General features: G+C 41.8%; 25 protein-coding genes. 1 reads left to right on the top strand and 24 read right to left on the bottom strand.

The genetic code is table 11. The annotated features are described in order from the left end of the window. Positions 1-282: 282 nt before the first annotated feature. From ndk to prsW, 22 genes are all read right to left on the bottom strand, one after another. The gene (gene ndk / locus ACFODW_RS08160; protein WP_390305134.1) at positions 283-729 is read right to left on the bottom strand and encodes a nucleoside-diphosphate kinase; all 447 of its coding nucleotides are present in this window, start codon (positions 727-729) and stop codon (positions 283-285) included. Between the two features lie 74 nt (positions 730-803). Further along, on the bottom strand, positions 804-1,775 hold the full coding sequence (gene hepT / locus ACFODW_RS08155; RefSeq protein WP_390305132.1) for a heptaprenyl diphosphate synthase component II: 972 nt from the start codon (positions 1,773-1,775) through the stop codon (positions 804-806). 27 nt (positions 1,776-1,802) lie between these two features. Further along, a complete protein-coding gene (gene menG, locus ACFODW_RS08150; RefSeq protein WP_390305130.1) occupies positions 1,803-2,507 on the bottom strand; it encodes a demethylmenaquinone methyltransferase in 705 nt (234 codons plus the stop codon). A 16-nt stretch (positions 2,508-2,523) separates the two neighbouring features. Then, positions 2,524-3,297 carry a heptaprenyl diphosphate synthase component 1 gene (locus tag ACFODW_RS08145; RefSeq protein ID WP_390305128.1) on the bottom strand — a complete coding sequence of 258 codons (774 nt, stop codon included), beginning with the start codon at positions 3,295-3,297 and terminating at the stop codon, positions 2,524-2,526. 121 nt (positions 3,298-3,418) lie between these two features. Continuing rightward, positions 3,419-3,640 (bottom strand): trp RNA-binding attenuation protein MtrB, encoded by a 222-nt coding sequence (mtrB, locus tag ACFODW_RS08140; RefSeq protein WP_390305126.1) that lies wholly within the window; start codon positions 3,638-3,640, stop codon positions 3,419-3,421. A 111-nt stretch (positions 3,641-3,751) separates the two neighbouring features. Beyond that, entirely contained in the window at positions 3,752-4,024 is a 273-nt protein-coding gene (locus ACFODW_RS08135; protein ID WP_390305124.1) for an HU family DNA-binding protein, read from the bottom strand. 386 nt (positions 4,025-4,410) lie between these two features. Then, on the bottom strand, positions 4,411-5,889 hold the full coding sequence (gene spoIVA, locus ACFODW_RS08130) for a stage IV sporulation protein A (RefSeq protein WP_390305122.1): 1,479 nt from the start codon (positions 5,887-5,889) through the stop codon (positions 4,411-4,413). 180 nt (positions 5,890-6,069) lie between these two features. Continuing rightward, the gene (locus tag ACFODW_RS08125; protein ID WP_390305120.1) at positions 6,070-6,804 is read right to left on the bottom strand and encodes a hypothetical protein; all 735 of its coding nucleotides are present in this window, start codon (positions 6,802-6,804) and stop codon (positions 6,070-6,072) included. 18 nt (positions 6,805-6,822) lie between these two features. Then, a complete protein-coding gene (locus tag ACFODW_RS08120; protein WP_390305118.1) occupies positions 6,823-7,017 on the bottom strand; it encodes a DUF2768 domain-containing protein in 195 nt (64 codons plus the stop codon). 354 nt (positions 7,018-7,371) lie between these two features. Next, complete coding sequence (locus ACFODW_RS08115; RefSeq protein ID WP_390305116.1) at positions 7,372-7,632, bottom strand: stage VI sporulation protein F; 261 nt, start codon at positions 7,630-7,632, stop codon at positions 7,372-7,374. 59 nt (positions 7,633-7,691) lie between these two features. Continuing rightward, positions 7,692-8,729 carry an NAD(P)H-dependent glycerol-3-phosphate dehydrogenase gene (locus ACFODW_RS08110; protein WP_390305114.1) on the bottom strand — a complete coding sequence of 346 codons (1,038 nt, stop codon included), beginning with the start codon at positions 8,727-8,729 and terminating at the stop codon, positions 7,692-7,694. Positions 8,730-8,741: 12 nt separating this feature from the next. Continuing rightward, on the bottom strand, positions 8,742-10,052 hold the full coding sequence (gene der, locus ACFODW_RS08105; protein ID WP_390305112.1) for a ribosome biogenesis GTPase Der: 1,311 nt from the start codon (positions 10,050-10,052) through the stop codon (positions 8,742-8,744). 86 nt (positions 10,053-10,138) lie between these two features. After that, positions 10,139-10,324 (bottom strand): capping complex subunit for YIEGIA, encoded by a 186-nt coding sequence (locus ACFODW_RS08100; RefSeq protein WP_390305110.1) that lies wholly within the window; start codon positions 10,322-10,324, stop codon positions 10,139-10,141. Further along, positions 10,321-11,217: a YIEGIA family protein gene (locus ACFODW_RS08095; RefSeq protein ID WP_390305107.1), complete on the bottom strand. Its 897-nt coding sequence runs from the start codon at positions 11,215-11,217 to the stop codon at positions 10,321-10,323. Before ACFODW_RS08095 ends, ACFODW_RS08100 begins: the two co-directional genes overlap by 4 nt. Next, entirely contained in the window at positions 11,214-11,816 is a 603-nt protein-coding gene (locus ACFODW_RS08090) for a YphA family membrane protein (RefSeq protein WP_449366047.1), read from the bottom strand. The genes ACFODW_RS08095 and ACFODW_RS08090 overlap by 4 nt, the downstream gene beginning before the upstream one ends. A 273-nt stretch (positions 11,817-12,089) precedes the next feature. After that, positions 12,090-13,223, bottom strand: a complete 1,134-nt coding sequence (gene rpsA / locus ACFODW_RS08085) for a 30S ribosomal protein S1 (protein WP_390305103.1) — start codon at positions 13,221-13,223, stop codon at positions 12,090-12,092. A gap of 119 nt (positions 13,224-13,342) precedes the next feature. After that, positions 13,343-13,927: a lysophospholipid acyltransferase family protein gene (locus tag ACFODW_RS08080; RefSeq protein ID WP_390305101.1), complete on the bottom strand. Its 585-nt coding sequence runs from the start codon at positions 13,925-13,927 to the stop codon at positions 13,343-13,345. Between the two features lie 33 nt (positions 13,928-13,960). Next, a complete protein-coding gene (gene cmk / locus ACFODW_RS08075) occupies positions 13,961-14,650 on the bottom strand; it encodes a (d)CMP kinase (protein WP_390305099.1) in 690 nt (229 codons plus the stop codon). 176 nt (positions 14,651-14,826) lie between these two features. Further along, positions 14,827-15,474, bottom strand: a complete 648-nt coding sequence (locus ACFODW_RS08070; protein ID WP_390305096.1) for a flagellar brake protein — start codon at positions 15,472-15,474, stop codon at positions 14,827-14,829. Positions 15,475-15,732: 258 nt separating this feature from the next. After that, positions 15,733-17,124, bottom strand: coding sequence for a germination protein YpeB (gene ypeB, locus ACFODW_RS08065; protein ID WP_390305092.1), 1,392 nt, complete (start codon positions 17,122-17,124; stop codon positions 15,733-15,735). 15 nt (positions 17,125-17,139) lie between these two features. Continuing rightward, entirely contained in the window at positions 17,140-17,973 is an 834-nt protein-coding gene (gene sleB / locus ACFODW_RS08060; RefSeq protein ID WP_390305089.1) for a spore cortex-lytic enzyme, read from the bottom strand. A gap of 148 nt (positions 17,974-18,121) precedes the next feature. Continuing rightward, a complete protein-coding gene (gene prsW, locus ACFODW_RS08055) occupies positions 18,122-18,790 on the bottom strand; it encodes a glutamic-type intramembrane protease PrsW (protein WP_390305087.1) in 669 nt (222 codons plus the stop codon). A gap of 87 nt (positions 18,791-18,877) precedes the next feature. Between prsW and ACFODW_RS08050 the strand changes: the two genes are divergently transcribed. Beyond that, the gene (locus ACFODW_RS08050) at positions 18,878-19,843 is read left to right on the top strand and encodes an asparaginase (protein ID WP_390305230.1); all 966 of its coding nucleotides are present in this window, start codon (positions 18,878-18,880) and stop codon (positions 19,841-19,843) included. Positions 19,844-19,876: 33 nt separating this feature from the next. Here ACFODW_RS08050 and ACFODW_RS08045 read toward each other — a convergent pair whose 3' ends face one another. Together ACFODW_RS08045 and ACFODW_RS08040 are read right to left on the bottom strand one after the other, a co-directional pair. Then, positions 19,877-20,857 (bottom strand): YpdA family putative bacillithiol disulfide reductase, encoded by a 981-nt coding sequence (locus ACFODW_RS08045; RefSeq protein WP_390305085.1) that lies wholly within the window; start codon positions 20,855-20,857, stop codon positions 19,877-19,879. A 107-nt stretch (positions 20,858-20,964) separates the two neighbouring features. Further along, positions 20,965-22,242 carry a Glu/Leu/Phe/Val family dehydrogenase gene (locus ACFODW_RS08040; protein ID WP_390305082.1) on the bottom strand — a complete coding sequence of 426 codons (1,278 nt, stop codon included), beginning with the start codon at positions 22,240-22,242 and terminating at the stop codon, positions 20,965-20,967. Positions 22,243-22,385 lie beyond the last annotated feature (143 nt).

Raw genomic sequence — 22,385 nt, 5'->3', positions numbered from 1 at the left:
CAGTTAGGAATGCGCACAGCACTTGGCCTTTGTTTGCTTTTTAAGGAACGGAATAAAATAGGGCCTGCCTTTTAACCGAACTAGCTAAAATCAACCTTTCGCCTGACTAGTAAAATAGTTAAGAGCATCCTTGCAGGGCACTTAACTATTTTCGTTTAATGATTATACATTTTAAAAGAGGTGCAAATCCATTTCATCTTATGATTATTGAAAGAACATCTAGGAGCCCTTGATTTGCCATACAACGAATAAGCCCCTCTGCGGCTGCAGAGGGGCTCAACATTAATAAATCCACTCACTGTCATGCTTTGAATAAGAGAGGATCTCTTCTCTATCAAAGAACAGACCAATCTCCCTTTCAGCACTTTCTGCTGAGTCAGAACCATGGATGATGTTTTTCCCGACAGTTAAACCATAATCTCCTCTCACCGTACCGGAAGCAGCCTCTTTCGGATTCGTTTTGCCCATCATGGCCCGGGCTGTCAGAATGACATCTTCACCCTCCCATACCATAGCAAAAACCGGCCCGGAAGTAATGAAATCTACCAGTTCTCCAAAAAATGGCTTGTCCTTGTGTTCCCCATAGTGCTTTTCGGCAAGTTCGTCAGAGATGGTCATCAGCTTGGCGCCGACAAGTTTAAATCCCTTTGCCTCGAACCTTGCCACAATTCCCCCTATTAGATTACGCTGAACGCCATCTGGTTTGATCATCAAAAAAGTCTTTTCCATTCTCGCACCCCACATATATGTATTTTTTGTAACCGATATCATTCTATCAAAGTTCACAAAAAATAACAATTATTCTAAGAGCGTCTCTTCCCAATATATTTAGCAATGTCCTCTAATGTACGCTTAGCCTGATTGTCCGGCAGACTGCTGACAGATTTCAAAGCTTTTTGTAAATATATCTCGCTTAATTGATAGGAACGTTCGACTGCATCTGATTGTTTGAGAGCTGTGATCAGGTTGTTCATCTCTTCTTTCTTGACTTTCTCGGGTTCCTGGAATGTTTCTCGAATCAATTGGCGGAACTTTACGTCCTCCATTGCAAATAAAACAGGCAGAGTAATGTTGCCTTGAAGAAGATCATTCCCGACTGGTTTGCCTAATTCCTGCTCTGTAGAGGTGAAATCAAGAATATCATCGATGATCTGGTAGGACATCCCTATATAATAACCATACTGATATAACTTTTTCGCCTTTTTTTCGTCAAGTCCGCTTACCAGCCCGCCCAGTTTGCAGCTTGTAGCGATCAATAGGGCCGTTTTCCGTTTGATCCTTCTCAGATAGTCTCTGAGGTTCTGATCCCAGTTGTATTTATCCTTTATCTGCTCAATTTCACCTATACTTACCTCTACTATCGTTTTTGCCAGCAGGCGATGGACATTAGCCTGTTTAATAGTAGTTATTTCTTCTAGTGCACGGGCAAGTATATAATCACCGGTGTACATAGCGACCCGGTTATCATAAAGGCTTTTGATTGTAGGTTCTCCCCTTCTCAATGCAGCGTCATCGATCACATCATCATGGACAAGTGTAGCCATATGAATCAGTTCCAGAGATACAGCTGCCTTTTTCACCCGTTCAAGGTCATAGTTACCCATGTGGCCTGCTAGTACAACAAAGACAGGACGGATTCTTTTTCCTCCTGCCTCCAATAAATGTGTCGAGGTCTCACGCAGCACAGGATGCTCGGCTTGAATGACTTTATTCAGCGAGTCTTCGACGATGTCCAAATCTTTTTTTAAATATCCATAAATTTTAGCTATTTTCATCTGTGTCACCTTATTTTAAAACCATTATTATTTAATTCCCATATGCATGGCAGCTACTCCACCCGTATAGCTTTTTACATGGACCGTTGAAAAACCCGCATTGTAGAACATACGCTTTAACGTATCCTTATCCGGAAAGTTCCTTGCCGATTCGTTTAGCCAAGCATATTCTTTGTAGCTCTTCGCCATGAGCCTGCCAATTGCCGGCATAATGAACCGAAAATAAAAGTAATATAGTTGCCGATATCCAATAAGAGTAGGCTGTGAAGTCTCAAGACACACTACGAGCCCCCCGGGTCTTACTACACGATACATCTCTTTAAGAACTGTCATATAGTCGGGCACATTGCGCAATCCAAAACCTATCGTCACATAATCAAATGAATTATCAGCAAAGGGTAGTTCCATTGCATTTCCGTGCACTAATTCTAGTTGATCCAGGGAGGAACGTTCTTTCTTTTCTTTCGCTACTGACAGCATATTCTGACTGAAATCCAATCCTACTACCTTCCCGTTCTCACCTACAGCCTCCGCCAGGGATATGGCCCAGTCGCCTGTGCCACAGCATACATCCAGAGCTGACGCCCCTTCTCTGACTTTCATCTTTTTCATCACATCTTTCCGCCAGGATTTATGCCTCTGGAAAGAGATGATAGAATTCATGGAATCGTATTTGGTATATATTTTTTCAAATACATGATGCACACGTTCTTCTTTTGAGCGTTCTGACATGATTATTTTTCCTCCGTTACCGAGCTTTATTATAATTATGCATATTAACAACTGCTAGAAGATACTCTTTATAAAGCTGGTGCGGCTCAGGTATCCCCTCTGATAACCTTTCCAGTTGCAGTAGGTTCTCCTGTACGGTCTCATTCGCTGCATGGGAAAAAGGAACCTCCAGTAAATTGACAGCCTGGCCCATCCAGACATCCGTAATGGATAACTCTCCTGTTTGTTTCAAACTGTTCATGTTCTGGAGCAATTTATGAGTCACCAGCCATTTGCCGGCAATATACACAGGAAAAGGATCGCCCAAAAACTCGGCAATATGGCGAATGATAAGGGATTCTACTTCTTCCCTCATTTTCATGAGGTCATTAAAAGTACCTTCTTCCGTATAGTAGAGCTGCATCTTTACCTCGTTCACTTCTTTTATGGCTGATGCAAGAATATGTATAAATTCAAAATCATCTATTTCTGATAGGAGGAGATAGTATAGACCGCTATAATAATCGCCTGCTAGCACTTTCAGCTGATTGCCAATACTCCACCCATTTTCCATATTATAGGCTGGAACGGTGTCATGGGTATCCAACGCCGTTTGAGCTAACATGGCAGTTAGAACATACCGCTGTTTCTGTCTATCGGAACCCCCTGAGTTATTTAGAATTGCCACTAATATCTTAAGTTTTTCATCGTCAATGACGGGCTTAGGTATATATTTGTCCAGAAAGGCATGCTGGATCTTGTTTTCTATTTGTGCCTTGTAAGGCCGAATGTCTATACTAGATGTTTCCAAAATAAATCACCTGGGCCCTTTCATCAAATCCGTAATCGCTGTAGTTATTATAGCATAAGTTCAAGGGGGATCGATAACAAACATTTTCAATATGAAGAAGGAAGTTCAGCATCTCAACTCTCTAGTTTTCCAATTCTCCATGGCTTGTTTGAATGATTGCTTTGCCCCTCACTTTTACAGCGGAGGTATGTTCCGTAAATTGGGCAATCATCACTTCATCCTTATCCAATTTTTCCGAATGGTGGAATTTCGTATTGCTGCCCCTGGTGAGCCCAATCACATTCACTCCGTCTTCCAACGCTTTTATTACAAAGAAATCCGATTTAAGATTTGAATTATCCATGATAAGCCTCCTGTAACCATTTACTTTAAATATCGTCGATTTCTTCTTCTATGTCAATAAACGCATAAAAAAAGGGCGCGCATACGCACCCCTTTTTAAGCCCTATGTAGATTATTTAACACTGTCCTTAAGGGCTTTACCTGGTTTGAAGGCAGGAACTTTGCTTGCAGGAATCTCAATTTCTTCTCCTGTTTGCGGATTGCGGCCTTTTCGAGCTGAACGCTCACGCACTTCAAAGTTACCAAAACCGATTAATTGTACTTTTTCACCGTTTTTAAGGGAATCCATGACAGAATCAAAAACTGCATCAACTGCTTTAGTTGCCTCTTTCTTGGAAAGATCGCTCTTTTCGGCTACAGCATTTACTAAATCTGTTTTGTTCATGACATTCACCTCCTCCCAATTACTTCAATCGACTACTTTGGAACAAATAGATGGTTACCAACATTTGTTTACCAATTTGTCAGCTTTTATACTAAGTTATCACCTAACTCATTAGATGACAAGGCTTATCTTAACTGAGATTGCAGCAAAATTCAACAATAAGTACCCATTTTTACCATATTTATTAAAAACGCAATTCCATTCAGCCAAAAATGGACTTTTTTATTGAAAATTCAATGAAAACTTGTCCTGTCAACCTACAGCAGTTCGTATATTTACGGGAATTTTTATAATACTCCCGCAGTTTTGATCGTATTCCTATAGACTATAAGCAGGGTTAAGGATAACTGTTTTTCATAGCAACAAAAAAGCAGCTGTATCAGCTGCTAAAGAATAATCGCTATAAGACCGCCTGATCCTTCATTGATGATCCGTTCTAGAGTATCTTTCAGTTTATATCTGGCATTTTCAGGCATCAATGATATTTTACCTTGAATACCTTCCCTGACGATGGAACTCAGTGATCTTCCGAAAATATCTGATTCCCAAATGGAAAGCGGATCCTCTTCAAAATCCTGCATTAGATAACGGACAAGCTCTTCACTCTGCTTTTCCGTTCCTATAATTGGGGAGAATTCCGACTCCACTTCTACTTTGATCATATGAATGGAGGGGGCCACTGCTTTCAATTTGACTCCGAACCGAGATCCCTGACGGATGATTTCCGGCTCATCCAGGATCATATCTTCCAAGGAGGGTGCAGCTATGCCGTACCCTGTCTGCTTCACCATTTGCAACGCCCCTGAGACCTGATCATATTCCCTCTTGGCATGGGAGAAGTCCTGCATTAATTCCAACAAATGATCTTTCCCCCGTATTTCTTCCCCGACGATTTCCTTTAACACTTGGTCATACAAGTGGTCCGGTGCATGCAGGTCAATCTCAGCGACTCCTTCACCCATTTCCATACCAGCTATATTTGCTTGGTCGATGTAGTCGTATTCGGAAAAATCTGTAACAATCTGATCCACATCTCTCAGCCTTCTTATATTTTTCACAGTAGTCTGGATGGCGTCTTGATAATTCCGTCTGAGCCAATGATTTTCTTTGAGTACCATTACCCAGCTTGGAAGGTTGACATTCACTTCCAAAACAGGAAATTCATACAGGGCTTCCCTTAACACTCTATAAACATCATGCTCTGTCATAGATTCAATACTAACAGCCACTACTGGTATATCATATTTCTCGGAAAGGTCCTGACGCAGCAGTTCGGTTTCATGACTGCCGGGATTAAGGGTATTTATAATCATAATAAACGGCTTGCCCACTTCTTTTAATTCATCCACTACTTTTGCTTCTGCCGTAATAAAATCATCTCTCGGAATATCTCCAATACTTCCATCTGTAGTAACTACTACTCCAATAGTGGAATGCTCTTGAATGACCTTCCTGGTTCCTATTTCCGCTGCATCATGAAATGGAATAGGGTCTTCATACCATGGTGTATGGACCATTCTAGGACCGTTCTCATCCTCAAAACCTTTGGCACTTTCTACTGCATACCCTACACAATCAACAAGGCGCACATTAACATCCAAGGCATCCTCTACATTTACAGATACTGCTTGATTGGGAATGAACTTTGGTTCGGTAGTCATAATCGTCTTACCAGCAGCGCTTTGCGGAAGTTCGTCATGCGCCCTTGCACGCTCACTCTCCTCTTCGATGTTGGGCAAAACTACCAATTCCATGAATTTTTTAATAAAAGTCGATTTACCAGTCCGGACAGCACCCACTATACCAAGATAAATATCTCCATTAGTCCGTTTGGAAATATCTTTAAAGATATCAATTTTCTCCAAAAGATCCCCTCCCGATCCTTGTACTAACGATATAAATAATCTGCGAATAATTGACATTACAATTCTATGATGTTGTCCTATCACATTATGACTTAATTATGATGGAAAAGAGCAAAGACAGGGTGAAAATAATAAACCCTTGAAACAATATATGTTTCAAGGGTTTTAATATGCAGGGTTTTATTCATTTGCCTCCTCAAGTAAAAAGGCCGGCTCTCCATCCTGAATGGTATATGGAAGGGAGTATGCAGGTACAAAAGGAGTATTCTCGGCAAGCAGCCATCGAATATCATCTCCTTTTGAATAATTATGCTCATACTTGTCCAATGCATTTTTTAAATCTATTCGATAGTCAATATACAACTGGCCCTCTACATCCATCACAATAGGAAGATTCTCACCAGAGAAAGGACTAACAACTGTAGGCATTGCATCATATCCCAGCGACTCGTAATCCAAGGTGTATACACCTTCTGCTATTTCCCTGCCATAAGGAGGGTAGATATGCTCATTTCTATAGCCGTTTAGCTGTACGTTTACACTGCGGATTGATTCTGTATTTCGTAGGTCAATCAATTTCACTCTTGGATTGTCCTCTGGAGTGATAAGAGTATATTGATAATAACCTCCGCCTTCATACGCGTTAGGCGGTATTTCCGACAGGGCGTTCGCCTCTTTCAGGGCGGTAAAATCAACCAAATACTTTTGGAAAATCGGTGTATCATTTTCTTTGGTTTTGATTGGCAGCAGCCCATTATTCTGTTCTCTGAATTCTTCTATGGCATTTTGAACAATGGCAAGCTGTTGCTCGTTCGGCTGCTTGTTCTCAGACCTTTCGCTGTCTGGATATAAACACCCGCTGAGAATCAGCACAAGCAGCAGACCTAAGATAATCCGACCATATGTATAAGCCATTGACACAGCCTCCTTTCATTACATTGTAGGCCCGCTGAATACAATGTAGAAAATAATTAACGCACCTAAGATGAATAGTAAGTAAGCCACAGATGCAACAATGACAGCTGGTAATCCTTTCAATCTATGACGGCTCCATAAAATCAGGGCCATTGCGACAATCAAGAAGCCCATCCCGGCAAATGACACCCACATTTTATCCATAGCGCTCATATACTTCACTCCCGACTGATAAACTATTAATTCGACATCAGGTATTATACCATAATGGTTAACGATAGCGCAGAATAAAAACAGTAACTGGGCCTCTATACCGTGCTGTCTGATTTGAAATTTGAGCGCAAGCTCCTCTGACGTTGGATTGATTCTGCGCTTTAAAAAGCAAGAGAAAAAATACCCTTGAAAATCAATTAATTCTCCAGCCAAATAAAAATCCGAAATGGAGGGGGCTCTGCTCCATTCCGGCTTGACTAAATAATATCCACAGCAACTCTATTCCAAGAATGCTTGTGCGATTTATTTTATGCATCAGGCTGCAAGAATGCATCCTCACTTGCCCAAGCGACACTACTTTTTGAACAATTGGTTTAATGAATTGATATCTGCTGGCATCTTATTTTTGGTAATAGACTCTACGATTTTATCCTCTTTTTCCCTGGATATAGGTTTATTCGCCATCCTTGCTAATTGGCGGACAAGTCCTCGTACCGTTCGTTCATCGGAAAAATCGGCATTCTTCACCGAGTCAGCAACTTTATATACCTCATCTGGGGTTATATTTGCATTTTGTTGAAGTTTGTCGAAGAGACTTTTCTGAAATTGATCCACATTCCTTCCTCCTTGCTAAGTTACTTCAACACATTATATGCAAGGAGGGAGATTACGTGTTAATGGGAATAGCGTTCCGTCAACAGTTTTGCAAGATCATCCATCTCTTCTCTTTTGGTACGGTTCATCAACTGCTCAACGACCTCTTTGGGATTCTTTTCCTCAAAGAGGATCTGGTACAACCCCGAAGTAATCGGCATCTCTACCTTTTGTTCCAGCGCAAATTGATGCGCGGCTTTCACTGTACGCACTCCCTCAACGACCATCCCCATTTGATTAAGGACCTCTTCCAGTGAACGACCTTTGCCCAGCAAATTACCCGCTCGCCAATTACGGCTGTGGGTGCTTGTACAAGTTACAATCAGATCTCCGACACCGGACAGCCCTAAAAAACTGAGTGGATTCGCACCCATGGACGTGCCTAGTCGGGAAATTTCGGCGAGCCCTCTGGTAATGAGGGCTGCTTTTGCATTGTCTCCGTATCCTAACCCGTCCGAAATACCTGCACCAAGGGCAATGATATTCTTTAACGCCCCTCCAAACTCGATCCCTAGCAAGTCTGTACTGGTATAGACCCGAAAAGATTCATTTATAAATAAATCCTGTGCATGTTTAGCCTTCTGTTCATTCAAGGAGGCTACAGTAACAGTGGTAGGCTGCCTCCATGCAACTTCTTCAGCATGACTGGGACCGGAAAGTACCACAATATCCTCGTAACTATAATGAGGCATTTCTTCACTAATCATCTGTGACACCCTTTTTAAAGTACCTGGCTCAATACCTTTTGAAGCATGAATAATATTTGTAGTGGGGCCTGCCAGCCCATCGAGCTCCCTGGAGACTTCCCGAATTGCTTTCGTCGGGACCACAATTACAATGGCATCTACATCTGCAACGGCTTCTCTCATATCTTCATAAGCTCTTACACCATCAGGGATGGGGGCATCCAAATAACGGTCGTTCCTGCTCGTCTCATTAATAGCCTGTACTTGATCTGGACGGTGCGACCATAGCCTGACTTCATGTTTGTTATCTGCAAGGACAATACTCAAGGCAGTTCCCCAGCTGCCAGCACCTAATACTGCTACCTTAGCCATAAACCTCTCTCCTTATTGTCTTCTTCGAGCAAAAATTTTGATAGGAGTACCAACAAAACCAAAAGCATCCCGAATTTTATTTTCCAGAAACCTTTCATAAGAGAAATGCATTAAGTCTGGATCATTCACAAATACCACGAAACTCGGCGGCTTGACAGCCACTTGGGTTGCATATAGCACTTTCAATCGCCTGCCTTTGACCGTTGGAGTCGGATTCATAGCTAAAGCATCCATGATGACATCATTCAACACATTGGTTGGTATTCGTTTGGAATGGTTTTCGCTGGCAGAAGTGACCGCTGGAAGGAGTGTATGCAGCCGTTTCTTCGTCTTAGCAGACAGGAAAACGATCGGTGCATAATCCAAATATTGGAAATGCGCTCGGACCTTTGTTTCGAATTCCTTCATTGTTTTTTCGCCGGCATGGACAGTATCCCATTTATTGACGACGATAACGATCGCTCTTCCTGCCTCATGTGCATATCCCGCAATTTTTTTGTCCTGCTCGCGAATTCCTGTTTCTGCATCTATAAGAACCAATACGACATCAGAACGCTCAATTGCCTTCAATGCGCGCAGTACACTGTATTTCTCAGTTGCTTCGTATACTTTCCCGCGTTTCCTCATGCCCGCTGTATCAATAATGACAAACTCCTGATCACCTTTTGTTAATCGTGTATCTACAGCATCCCGAGTTGTTCCTTCTATCTCACTTACTATTACACGCTCTTCATTTAAAATAGCATTGACGAGGGAAGACTTCCCCACATTGGGACGGCCTATGAGACTAAAGTATATGGTCTCCTCATCCCCCTCTTCCTCTTCAAGCTGCGGAAAGTGACTGACCACTTCGTCCAGCATGTCACCCAGGCCTAAACCATGGGAGCCTGATATTGGAAAAGGCTCTCCAAAACCAAGGGAATAATATTCATAAATATTTTCCCGCATTTCCGGGTTGTCAATTTTATTGACCCCCAGGACAATCGGCTTATTGGATTTAAAAAGAAGTTTGGCAACTTCTTCATCCGCTGCCGTAATGCCCTCTCTTCCGTTGACTAGGAAGATGATGACATCTGCCTCATCGATAGCTATTTCAGCCTGATGGCGCATTTGTACGAGCAAAGGCTCATCTCCAATTTCGATGCCGCCTGTATCAATGAGATTGAAGGTGTGGTTTAGCCAATCGGCTTGTGAATAGATCCGATCACGGGTCACACCCGGTATATCCTCTACAATAGAGATCCTCTCTCCGACTAATCTATTAAATATTGTTGATTTACCAACATTGGGTCTGCCGACAATGGCTACTACTGATTTCCTCATGAAAGGAACATCCTTTCTCTGTTGCGTTCTATATAGACTGACTTTATTCATTCTAGCAAAAGTAGAAGATATTAACAATTTATTTTTTAATGCTTGACGATAATAAACAGTTCATCACTGAGGGCATGTGCAATCCCATCAGTAATTGCTTCCAGATTAGCTGCGACGGATTCCAATTCCTTTTTGTCATCACATACAAAAATAGGAGCACCGCCCGTAATCTTGGATTGATTAGTTGTAATCACTGCCAATACAGCCTTTTCGAGCATCATTTCTTTTTCCCCTCCTCTTGATGGATAGTTGAATCGGACGGCATACGGATAGCATTCTCCAGTACCGGTACGGAGCCGATTATTTCCTTAGCTTTCTCCACGTTCCTGATTTGCGGGAGAATGAATACTCCTATCCGCCCGTCGTCCAAATCTCTTTTTATAAGCGGAGTCAGGGCCGGGGTACCCGAATCTCGGAAAACCCCTAGTGATACAGATACGTCATGCAATATTGCTTGCCTTTGCCCAAGATTTGCGATGGTTGATACCACATTCATGTTTTTCGGCGTCAACACAAACCCCATACCATATTTTAAAATCTCCTCTTGCCGCTCCGGCAGACCGATATTCATAATGTAGATATTATCCACATAAAGGCCCGCTCCTTCAAAATGAAGTTCATGGTAATCTATCTGAACAATATCTTTGATCGTCGAACCGCTCATCAGCAACCTTCCCACCAGGATGGAAAGGATTGCTCCCACGAAGGCGGCATAAACGTTCCAAACGAGAAAAAACAAAGTTCCAATAAGCGCCGTAAGTATCACTAGGTAATTTCTGCTTTCAAAAGAAATGGCAATACCTTCTATATATGTCTTTCCTCTTGACACAAGCTCGAAATCATCTACTTCTGTCAATGTATTTCTTTCCATATTGCGGACATCCCTGAACTGTGTAGCTGCAACTGTAAGAAGGGTAACCGCGGTGAATTCTTTTTCCATTACTGCGGGAACTGCCATGGCCCCCAGAGCAGCTGCAATGAATCCTAATGATATGTGAATGATTTTACCATGCAGATATGTAGGATATTGACGGTAATCTGTGCGGAGCATTAATATTCTCGATAAGGTACCTGCAATGATACCGAATAGGATCGGCAGTATATATTCATTCATTTTGCCACCTCCATGCTGTGTTTTGTATGCAGGGAAGCGTATAGTTTAGCCCTGCCTATTTTTAGTAAATGAATACCGGTTAGAATCCCCAGGGAGCACAGCAATAAATCCAGAAATGCCATTTCTCCAATAACCATCTGAAAACCATAGCCTCCAACCGTTATATGAAAAAGGATTTCCCCGAACGAAGTGCCCAATAGGCAGACTCCGATCTGGCTATAGAAATCCTTAACCATTAATAAAACGAGAAAAGTAAGCAAAAAGGAATAAATCACATACCGTGGGAGGATAAACCATACTGGTGTTATCTGTTCCCAGTATCTCACTGCTGAATAGCCGATCATTAAGGTAAAAGATGAAAATAAATGATATACAAGACTTCTGCATTTGCCCAGCAAATAAATTGCACCGCCAATAATCAGTAAAAATACAGCAGAAAAGGAATAGAAGTAGAGATGAATAATCCATTCTGCGAATATAATACAAAGCAGGATCCATATGCCCATAACCGTCCTTCTTGGGCTCTTATCCATGAAAAATGTAATTAGAGTCCATAATAACCACGCCAGCCAATAAAAAATCAAACCGCTCAACTTCATCATCACCTTCCCCTATGCATTATTGCAGGAAAAAGCTTCCTTTATACTTTTAAAAAGCTTAACTCGAGTAGCTGAAAGGTTATAATCGCAAGTAAAGCATGCATTTATTGGCATATTTGGCGGTGGGTAAGGAAACCTCGCTATCCGTTTGGCGCTTGAACCGGAAATCCTTTTACCCGTTAACGGCTATCCGCCACCCCCAGGCAATATGTAGTATCCCCCAATAGAAAAAGCTCTTCCCAAAAGGAAAGAGCTTTTCATTATTAGATGAATTTATTTTTTATACTTATCTAAGCTGTCACCAAGCAGATCTCCAAGCTGGAAACCAGTTTGTTCTTCATCTTTCTCATACTGCTTGTAATCCCTGGCTGCCTCTTCTTCTTCCAATTCTCTGATACTCAGGGAAATACGTTCTTCCTGCTCATTGACATCCAATACCTTCACCTTTACCTGCTGGCCTACTTCCAGGACTTCCTGAGGAGTTCCGATGTGTCTGTTGGCGATTTGTGAAATATGGACAAGCCCTTCAACACCAGGCAGCACTTCCACAAATGCTCCGAAGTTTACCAGGCGTTTAACGGTTCCCTCGAGCACATCCCCGGAAGAAATCTTTTCGCTGATATTCGTCCAAGGTCCGGGCAGTGTATTCTTATGGGAGAGTGAAATCCTTTCATTATCCAAGTCGACAGAAAGAACTTCCACCTTGATCTTGTCTCCCTCGGAAACAACATCTGAGGCGTTTTCGACATGTTCATGGGCCAATTGGGAAATATGGACAAGCCCGTCCACTCCTCCGATATCCACAAAGACACCAAAACTTGTCAGACGCTGAACAGTACCTTCCAGAACCTGTCCCTCTTCCAGTGATTGAAGAACTTCATTTTTCTGCTTTTCAGCGTCTTCCTCTACCACTGCACGATGAGAAAGGATGACACGGTTCTGCTCTTTGTTAAGATCTGCAATTTTGACGGTCAATGTCTTGTTTTTATAGTCGGAAAAGTCATCGACATAATAAGTTTCAACCAGGGAGGCAGGAATAAATCCACGGACTCCTACGTCTACAACCAAACCTCCATTAACAATTTCTTTCACTTCGGTTTCGAAAACTTCTCCGCTTTCAAATTTCTCCTCAAGGTCTTTCCACGCATCATCAGCGTCCACTGCCTTTTTGGACAAGATGATATCGTCGTCATCGACTTTTTTGACTTTAAGGGTAAGCTTATCGCCTTCCTCCACTACATCACTGGTCTTCTCTACATGCAGACTGGATAATTCACTGATAGGGACAATGCCTTCAGTCTTATAGCCGATATCTACAAGGACCTGTTTTTCTTCCACTTTGACAACAGTTCCTGTAATTGTGTCCCCTACATTCAGTTCGGTTAATTCATTGTTCGTTTCGCTCATATACCATGCCCTCCTAAATACAGTTCAAAAATCTCCATGACCAGTTATTGATCATTAAGATTAAAAATCCCCTTTTTTATAACTTCTAATAATTACAATAATTTGTCAAGTAAAGTAGTTCAGGATGAATGATTTTCCTTCAATAATTTAATTTCTTGCATAATCGCGTCAGCAGTTTCCTGTGCACTGGCCTTGGAATGCCTCAATTTTTCCATATTCATAGGTGGTCCATAGACGACTTTCAGCTTTTTCCCTGGTTTATAGGGGCCAATAATTGCACACGGTATAATGGCCGCTTCTGACCGCAGAGCAAAAAAGCCAGCTCCTGCCAAGGGTCTTCCAAATTCCCCGGTTTTACTCCTAGTGCCTTCCGGGAACAAGCCCAAAGTATTTCCTTCCTTCAATATCTCCAGCCCTGTTCGCAATGCATTTCTGTCTTTCATTCCGCGTTTGACCGGAAATGCATGTACCTTTAATAATAATTTACCCAAAAATCGTTTTTCAAACAATTCTCCTTTAGCCATAAAGTATATATCCCTTGGCGAGGTGATTCCGACTACTGGCGGATCAAAGTTTGATATGTGGTTCGAGCATATGATAACTGGCCCCTGCCCTGGTATATTCTCTTTCCCGATTACTTGGATTCTGAAAACAGGAAAAAGAATGGCGGCCAGTACATTTTTTGCAAATGTATATAAACTCATCTTCGTACCTCCCTTTTTATGATTTGGCTGCTATCATCGCTCTTGTTGTGCAATTGCTTGGGAAGCCTCTTCAAGTATTCGTTCAGCCACCTGTTCGATGGTTAAAGAGGTGGTATCGATCTCCCGTGCATCAGGAGCCTTTATTAATGGAGAGGCGTCCCTTTCAGAGTCTATCTGATCTCTTTGGGCGATTTCTGATTTCAATTCCTCCATATTGGACATAAAGCCTTTTTGAAGATTTTCTTCATATCGCCGTTTGGCCCTTTCCTCCACAGTGGCAACAAGAAAAATTTTCACCTCGGCATCCGGGAGGACATGCGTGCCGATATCCCTTCCGTCCATTACTACACTACGATTGGATGCCAACTCTTGCTGCCTTCTTACCATTTCTTCCCTTACTTTCGGGTGTTTTGCTATAAACGAGACATTATTTGTCACTTCATTTGTACGTATATCTAATGTTACATCAAGACCATCTAACAGAACGACCTGTCCATTGTCACTTTGCCTTAACGCGATGGACGTTTGGTCAAGAAGTTCTACAAGACCGCTTTCTCCTTCCAGATGAACCCTATCCCGGAGAGCTTTCAATGTCAACGCACGATACATTGCTCCTGTGTCTATGTATAAATATCTTAGCCTTTCAGCCACCATTTTTGCCACCGTACTTTTTCCCGCAGCTGCAGGGCCATCAATTGCTATCGCTATTTCTCTCTGGTTCATTGCTCTGCTTCATTCCTCTCACTATACAAGAAATTGATTTAGCACGTAAAAAACTTGGCGTTTCATTGCCAAGTTTCTGTTTAATATGCTCCTTTTAAATAATAACATACCTGTTAGAGAATAGTATAATTTCTACTATAACAACTAAAAGCCAACTAAAAATTGCATGGGGATTTTTAGAGTAGTTCTTTTTTTCTTGTCTCCCGTTGCTTTTCAAAACAGAAGCGAATAATTTCCTGCTGATCTGCCGGGTGGATAGAGGTAAACTTGGCTGAGGAGGTAGTGACACCCTCATGATCAGTTCTTGAATGGACTACTTCGGCGTTGGTACGAATATATTTGTGGCCAGAACCATTAATTAAGACAATACAAATGTCTAGTGTCTGTCCGGCATCCAAATGTACATTCTTAGGCAAAAAGAAAGAAACGCCTCCACCACTAATATCACCAGTTACTGTAACAAAAGTGTTATTTTCCTTTCCCAATATATGGACAGCCATATCGGCAGCTGCTTCTACTCTTACAAATTCCCTCCTCTGTATCCTCTTGACCGTCAATGGTTTCTTAATGGAAATGGCAGGAACATTCCGGTTTACTTTTGCAATAATTTCAGTTGAGAATTGGTAAATGCAGTCATCTCCACCCTTATATGTTGCTAGGAAAGCAGCACCCCTCGGAAAGATAGATGTTCTCTTTGTTTCCATTCTGATGGGATAATCTATATATAAATTCTCTTCATCTGCATCAATGAGCTTACAGTAGTAATCTTCCGGTTCTCCTTCTGCCGAATTGTATTCAAGTGTAAGAAATGTTCCTATTTTCATGATTGACCCCCCTGGCCCAACATTTGGAAATGATTCGATATACCCATTATTACAGAAAAGTAAAAAAAGAGAAAGGCGCTAGGCCCTCTCTTTTTTAATTTTTGGCTACCTTCCATTCACAAACAGGTTACTGGCTAACAGAAGTCACACGAGAAAGATATCAATAACTCAGCGTCGACTCAAAATTCTACTGGAAGGCCCACTGCAATTAGACAAGAGGAAATGGCGGCATGTCCCTAATTGAAGGGTCGTATTCCTTTAACTGTCTATATTAAATCCGGACATAGCCAACCGCGATCCTACACCTGCGTTATCTAACGCATAATTAATTTCCTTGCCATCCAATTTTTCCACTTTCTCTTCGCTGCCATCCATGGCATTGATGAATATCCTATAGGTTTCATTGTCTAAGACACCGAGGAATTCGTAAGTTAATACTTCTTCTCCAAGGTCGTTTTCAATAACAGACAAGAACTCCTCTTGAATATCCACCCCAGGATTCACCTCTGCTTTGGCCTCTTCCATAGAAATTTCCGGCTCTTCCAAACCTCTGTCTGTATGGTTCATGAAATAGTTCTGAGCGGTAAACCCTACAATATCCCCATTATCCAAGGCAACTTTTACTTCCATCGAATCTGGGTATATCCGCACGTCATCTTCCATATAGAGGAAAGAATATACCCCGATATTATTGTATTCACTGCTTTGGAATACCGTCATATTCTCAAAACCGAACTGATTAATATATTCCTCAGCTTTCTCCATCCCTTCATGCAGGCTCAGTTTTTTCTCTTGGATTGGCCTGTCTACTAAAACTGTTAAAGGATATCCTCCCTGCACCGACATATCCATATAGCCGTTTTTCTCCTCATTACGGTAGGAAAGGCTGTACATTGGTATATCTGCTCCATCTCCAGTACGGGTAATAGTTAAGTTTTCTTCTTTATCTGCTGCAAAAATATCTCTTGCCCTCTTTAAGGCCTCATCCTCATCTATCTTTTCGCCATTCAAGTATTTATACTCATGCTCGCGAGTAGAAACCCCCGTTATGGAGGAATTTGCATTGCTTTCGGAGAATTCCCCTGCGGCTTTGTCTACGGTTTTTAGTCCATCAATAATCGTATTATCCGCCGGCTCTCCCTCGTCTGCTAATGCCATTTGAACATCCATCCAACGTAAATTATTCTCTAATGCCACATGCTGGACTTGCCTTAGTTCATTCTTAATTTCCCCTGATTGTTGGTAAAGTTCTTTCAGAAGCTTTGATTCCTCTTCTGTTAACGGGTCATTTTCCAAGTCCCTCACCGCAGTTCGGTAGGTGAAGTCACCGATATCGGAAAGAAACTCTTCCGTTTTATTGAACGGCAGCAATCCAAGAGGGAGTTGCCCTACATCTGACAATGCCTCCGAAGTCAGCCTCCAGATATCCACCAATTGCGGCGACAGTTTGGTCGGGGAGTTCATTGCTACCGCTGTACCTATTTCATCGTTTAATAGGTCCATTCGGTAAGTAAGTTCGTGGAATGCACGCTGGTAGCTATTTTCTGCCTGTATTAATATTGCATTCTTTTCCTGATGTTCTTGATACCCCCAGAAGGCTGTACCGGCTATACCAGCTGTTAATACTGCTATGATAATCCACCTGATCATGTTGGTCCCACCTTTCTATTTGCAGAATATATGTTTACCTATTTTTTTGATTTGCGGCCTGGTCCATATCCATCCGGAGGTTGCTGTATCAGGATTAAAGTAATACTCAGCATTTCCTGAAGGATCCCAGCCATTGATAGCATCTAGGACAGCTTCTTTTGCCCTTTCATTTGGTGTAAGCCAAATCTGTCCATCTGCAACTGCTGTGAAGGCCCTTGGTTCAAAAATCACACCGGAGACTGTATTTGGAAAAGTGGAGCTCTCCACCCGGTTTAAAATAACAGCTGCCACGGCAACCTGTCCCTCATACGGCTCTCCTCGGGCTTCCCCGTATACCGCATTAGCCATTAACTGTATATCATTTTGAGAATACCCTTGGGGAACATTGACCGCCGCCGTATCGGTCCCACCCTGATCTCCTTGAGCTCCCGTATCCTGCCCGGCACCATCTTGCGCTTGCTGAGATTGGTTTTCCGTGCCGCCATAATGGGTGAATTTCCTTCCTTGGTTCATTTGTTCCTTTACATACGCCTCATCGTACTCACTTGCAGATACAAGCTTTTCTTTCGTAGTGGGTCCTGCCAAACCGTCTATTTCCAATCCAAATTCATATTGGAAATTACGGAGTGCCCAATAAGTGCCCCAACCGAACACACCATCTATCTGGCCATTATAAAAGCCTAGATATTGTAATCTGGATTGCAGCTCTATCACATCGTCCCCAATGGCACCCTGTTGAATTACTTGTTCGCTGAAAGCGCCTGCTTCTTTCATTGGATGTGAGGTTTGCAATCCTATAAAGATAAAACACAAAATCATACTGATACATGCCAGCTTCTTATAGGTCATATTGAATCCTCCTGCGTTTGCATTTTATTATGGTACTATTTTTAGGATATAAGCCTTTTTTATTCATTATCTTAATAAATGTCTCTCAACTACTAATTTCTGTGAAACCTTCATTTTTATACCCCTCCAAATAAAAAACCGGCGGCATTTAAGGATGCCGGCCGGTAAGGTTGATTGATTGGTCCGTAGTTGCAGATTTTACCCTTCTTAAAGCGATAATCCATAGAACTACCATAAAAGGGGCTAGTAGAACCAACCAGTTGCTCGTTAAAGTTTCCAATATATAATTATACGTTCCATGCAATATGAAAGGGAGAAATAAAGCTAAGGCAATATTCCTATTTTCTTTGCGTTTCAATACTTTTGCTATGCCAAAATGATATCCCATGATGACGCCAAATAAGGCATGGGATGATACGGGAAAGACAGCTCTCACAACCGCATATTCGACACCGTTAGTAATAAGGTAAAGAATATTTTCCACAGAGGCAAAACCCAGGCTGATAGCAACCCCGTAAACAATGCCGTCATAATGTTCGTCAAACTCAGAATGATGGTAAATGGTATAGACAAAAATAAACCATTTAAAGAATTCTTCTAAGAGAGCCACATATAAGTACGAATGAACCAGTCTGCTGTCACTTATTGCTTCTGTTTCCAATACGTATTTGATGAACATAATAGGAAAAACAAGTAAAGCACCATATATAAATGTTCGAAATATAAGAAACAGTGGATCGGAAAAACGGTCCTTCAAATAAAAAAAAGACATTAAAGCCATCACGGGTGCCAATCCAGCGGAAAATATAGCAAACATTTCACAAACCTCTTTCCATCCACGTTTTATTTATCGTATCATTAAGGTCAAGTAATGAAAATAACTAGAAAGAAATTGGTGATTAGTATGAAAAACATCCTTATAATCCACACCGGCGGCACCATCTCTATGCTTGAAAATAAAGAAACTGGAGAAGTAAACCGTACAGGGAAACATCCCTTAACAGATGTTGCCGAGCATTTCCGAAATACAGCAAATATTGATGAAATCATGGCATTTGATCTTCCTTCTCCGCAGATAACTCCAAGACATATGCTTCAACTGGCACAGACGGTGGAAAGGAATACCCGTCATTTTGATGGAGTGGTTATCACCCATGGAACAGATACACTGGAGGAAACAGCTTATTTCTTGGACTTGGTTGTCGATACCAATAAACCGGTAATTTTGACCGGTGCCATGAGATCCAGCAATGAAATTGGATCTGATGCGTTATATAACCTCATCAGCGCTGTAAGAGTGGCTGCGGATCAGAATGCCACCGGAAAAGGCATCTTGGTAGTCATGAATGATGAAATCCATACGGCAGCAAATGTCACTAAGACCTCCACAAGCAATGTTGCAACATTTAAAAGTCCTCAACAAGGACCTATAGGCGGTATCACAAAAGAATCAGTTCTCTTCCACCACCCTACTTTCCCGAAAAAGACCAAGCCGGTCAGCAACATATCCAAGCAAGTTCTGTTGTTAAAGGCATATGCAGGAATGGATCACCAGATTCTCGAAGCTGTATTAAAGACAAACCTCGATGGCCTGGTCATTGAAGCATTTGGACAGGGGAATCTGCCCAGGGAGACAGTTGATCCGCTAAAAAGCATGATAGATCGAGGTATACCAGTTGTGCTGGTCTCACGTAGTTATCAAGGTGTAGTTCAGCCAATTTACGGTTATCCAGGTGGCGGAAGGAATTTGCGTGATATGGGAGTTATTTTTTCGAATGGCTTGACAGGCCCCAAAGCGAGAATAAAACTTTTGATAGAATTAGAACATACGCAAGATTTTTCTGTTCTTCAAAAATCTTTTTTGGAATAGCTAAAGAGACAGCTGGTTACAGCTGTCTCTTTCTTATAATTTATGTTGGGCATTTAGCCTACTAGTGATCGTTTCAGCAATGAAACCTCCATGAAATCGTCCGTTTTCAATGAAAATCTTATTGTTGTTATAACCTGCTGCTACTACACCAGCTATAAACATGCCAGCGACATTCGTTTCCATTGTGTTTTTATTATAAAATGGCTCACCGGTTTCTTCGTCAATGGAAATCCCTACATTTTTCAAAAGCTGATAGTTTGGCTGATAACCAGTCATTGCAAATACAAAGTCATTGCTGATTGTAGTGGTCTTTCCTCCCGCGGTGTATGTCAGTGCGTCTGTTGTAATCTTTTCTACAGATGCATTGAATTCCATATGCACGGCATCTTTCCTTACCAGTGAATCAAATTCGGGCAATATCCAGGGTTTAATGCTTTCTGAATATTCACTGCCTCGGTAAAGCACGGTAACCTGTGCCCCCGCTTTATAAAGTTCCAAAGTAGCGTCTACCGCAGAGTTCTTTCCTCCTATAACAGCAACCTTTTTATTGAAGTATGGATGAGCTTCCTTAAAATAATGCATAACTTTATCGAGCTCCTCACCCGGTACTCCCATTAAATTGGGTTGGTCATAATAGCCCGTTGCTATTATGACATTATCAGCCTGAAACTCACCTTTTTTGGTATTTACAAGAAAAGAACCATGGGATTTATGAATACTCTTTACCTCGTCATATGTACGGATTCTCAAGTTCTTTCGCTGAGCCACCGTTCGATAATAAGCCAATGCTTGATTTCTTACAGGTTTTTGTTTTTCCGTAATGAAAGGCACTTGTCCTATTTCCAATTTGTCACTGGAACTGAAAAAGGTCTGATGTGTCGGATAATTGTATATTGTATTTACTACATTTTTTTTCTCAATGATTAATGGATCCAGTCCGCGTTGCTGAAGCTCAATGGCACAAGACATCCCGCAAGGCCCAGCCCCAACAATAATTACTTTTTCATGTTGCAAAAATATCCACTTCCCTTTCTTTTACATTTCACTAGGTATCAAACCAGAAAAAACTCTTATCTGGCAAACTAGATAAGAGTTTTTTGGCCTATCCTATTCATCGATTCCTAAACCCAACCGCGGAACCTAGAGGCTTCCGCCATTTTTCTAACTCCCACCATATATGCTGCGAGCCGCATATCAACTCTCCGAGTCTGGGCAGTATTATAAATGGAATTAAATGATTTCACCATGATTTCGTTCAGCTTTTCGGATATTTCCTCTTCCGTCCAGTAATATCCCTGATTGTTCTGAACCCATTCAAAATAGGAAACAGTAACTCCCCCGGCTGAAGCTAAAACATCCGGCACAAGAAGGATTCCTCTATCTGAGAGGATCTTCGTCGCTTCCATGGTGGTAGGGCCATTAGCGGCTTCGACTATGATACTTGCTTTTATCTTATCGGCATTTTCTTTGGTGATTTGGTTTTCTACGGCAGCTGGAACCAGAATATCACAATCAAGTTCCAACAGCTCCTCATTGGAAATCGTGTTGTTAAATAATTTAGTCACTGTTCCGAAGCTGTCTCTTCTATCCAGAAGATAATCGATATCGAGACCATCCGGATCATGTAAAGCTCCATAGGCATCAGAGATTCCCACAATTTTGGCCCCAGCGTCATGAAGGAACTTGGACAGGAAACTGCCAGCGTTACCAAAACCTTGAACAACAACCCGGGCTCCTTTTACATCAAGCCCTTTCTTTTTAGCAGCCTCATTGATACAGATGGTAACACCCTTGGCTGTTGCAGATTCTCTTCCATGTGAACCTCCCAGCACAATAGGTTTACCCGTGATAAAGCCAGGATTATTGAATTCATCGATTCTGCTATATTCATCCATCATCCACGCCATAATCTGGGAGTTAGTGAAGACATCCGGCGCCGGAATATCTTTGGTTGGGCCGACGATCTGACTGATGGCCCGGACGTAACCTCTGCTTACTCCTTCTAATTCTCGGAAAGACATCTCCCGAGGGTCGCATACAATGCCGCCTTTACCCCCGCCATATGGGAGGTCTACAATCCCAGCCTTCAGACTCATCCATATAGATAGCGCTTTTACCTCTGTTTCCGTAACGTTAGGATGGAATCTTACTCCGCCTTTTGTGGGACCCACAGCATCGTTGTGCTGTGCCCGGTATCCGGTAAATATTTTAATTGAACCATCATCCATTCGAACCGGAATTCTGACCGTCATCATCCTTACTGGTTCTTTTAATAGTTCATAGACCTCCTCAGGGTAACCCAATTTTTCCAACGCGGTTCTAACAACAGTTCGTGTTGAACTTAGAACATCCATCGTTTTATTTTCTTGGGTAGAATCTGCTGTTTTATCGGCTACCATGAATTTACCTCCTAGAATATCCATACGTGTTTTAATATAGCTGTACTCAGAGATTAGTATACACCTTAGCCGTAAATATGCAATAAAATGTAACTGTTTACTTATACAAAAAATTGATCTTGGAACTCCATTTCCTTCATAAT

This window comes from Virgibacillus sediminis, from assembly GCF_042643265.1.
In the GTDB taxonomy this organism is placed as follows: domain Bacteria; phylum Bacillota; class Bacilli; order Bacillales; family Amphibacillaceae; genus Virgibacillus_O; species Virgibacillus_O sediminis.
The sequence above is the reverse complement of the archived record's forward strand: the minus strand, read 5'-3'. Positions and strand labels throughout refer to the sequence as shown.

Coding starts and splice junctions, on each gene's coding strand:
- ypeB (WP_390305092.1), bottom strand. CDS start 17,124: ATGATCAGGTGGATTATCATAGCAGTATTAACAGCTGGTATAGCCGGT.
- ACFODW_RS08120 (WP_390305118.1), bottom strand. CDS start 7,017: ATGAGCGCTATGGATAAAATGTGGGTGTCATTTGCCGGGATGGGCTTC.
- mtrB (WP_390305126.1), bottom strand. CDS start 3,640: ATGGATAATTCAAATCTTAAATCGGATTTCTTTGTAATAAAAGCGTTG.
- ACFODW_RS08050 (WP_390305230.1), top strand. CDS start 18,878: ATGAAAAACATCCTTATAATCCACACCGGCGGCACCATCTCTATGCTT.
- ACFODW_RS08110 (WP_390305114.1), bottom strand. CDS start 8,729: ATGGCTAAGGTAGCAGTATTAGGTGCTGGCAGCTGGGGAACTGCCTTG.
- ACFODW_RS08090 (WP_449366047.1), bottom strand. CDS start 11,816: ATGAAGTTGAGCGGTTTGATTTTTTATTGGCTGGCGTGGTTATTATGG.
- ACFODW_RS08040 (WP_390305082.1), bottom strand. CDS start 22,242: ATGGTAGCCGATAAAACAGCAGATTCTACCCAAGAAAATAAAACGATG.
- rpsA (WP_390305103.1), bottom strand. CDS start 13,223: ATGAGCGAAACGAACAATGAATTAACCGAACTGAATGTAGGGGACACA.
- ACFODW_RS08095 (WP_390305107.1), bottom strand. CDS start 11,217: ATGAATGAATATATACTGCCGATCCTATTCGGTATCATTGCAGGTACC.
- der (WP_390305112.1), bottom strand. CDS start 10,052: ATGAGGAAATCAGTAGTAGCCATTGTCGGCAGACCCAATGTTGGTAAA.
- prsW (WP_390305087.1), bottom strand. CDS start 18,790: ATGTTTGCTATATTTTCCGCTGGATTGGCACCCGTGATGGCTTTAATG.
- ACFODW_RS08135 (WP_390305124.1), bottom strand. CDS start 4,024: ATGAACAAAACAGATTTAGTAAATGCTGTAGCCGAAAAGAGCGATCTT.
- menG (WP_390305130.1), bottom strand. CDS start 2,507: ATGTCAGAACGCTCAAAAGAAGAACGTGTGCATCATGTATTTGAAAAA.
- ACFODW_RS08080 (WP_390305101.1), bottom strand. CDS start 13,927: ATGAGTTTATATACATTTGCAAAAAATGTACTGGCCGCCATTCTTTTT.
- ACFODW_RS08070 (WP_390305096.1), bottom strand. CDS start 15,474: ATGAAAATAGGAACATTTCTTACACTTGAATACAATTCGGCAGAAGGA.
- ndk (WP_390305134.1), bottom strand. CDS start 729: ATGGAAAAGACTTTTTTGATGATCAAACCAGATGGCGTTCAGCGTAAT.
- ACFODW_RS08100 (WP_390305110.1), bottom strand. CDS start 10,324: ATGATGCTCGAAAAGGCTGTATTGGCAGTGATTACAACTAATCAATCC.
- hepT (WP_390305132.1), bottom strand. CDS start 1,775: ATGAAAATAGCTAAAATTTATGGATATTTAAAAAAAGATTTGGACATC.
- sleB (WP_390305089.1), bottom strand. CDS start 17,973: ATGACCTATAAGAAGCTGGCATGTATCAGTATGATTTTGTGTTTTATC.
- cmk (WP_390305099.1), bottom strand. CDS start 14,650: ATGAACCAGAGAGAAATAGCGATAGCAATTGATGGCCCTGCAGCTGCG.
- ACFODW_RS08125 (WP_390305120.1), bottom strand. CDS start 6,804: ATGGCTTATACATATGGTCGGATTATCTTAGGTCTGCTGCTTGTGCTG.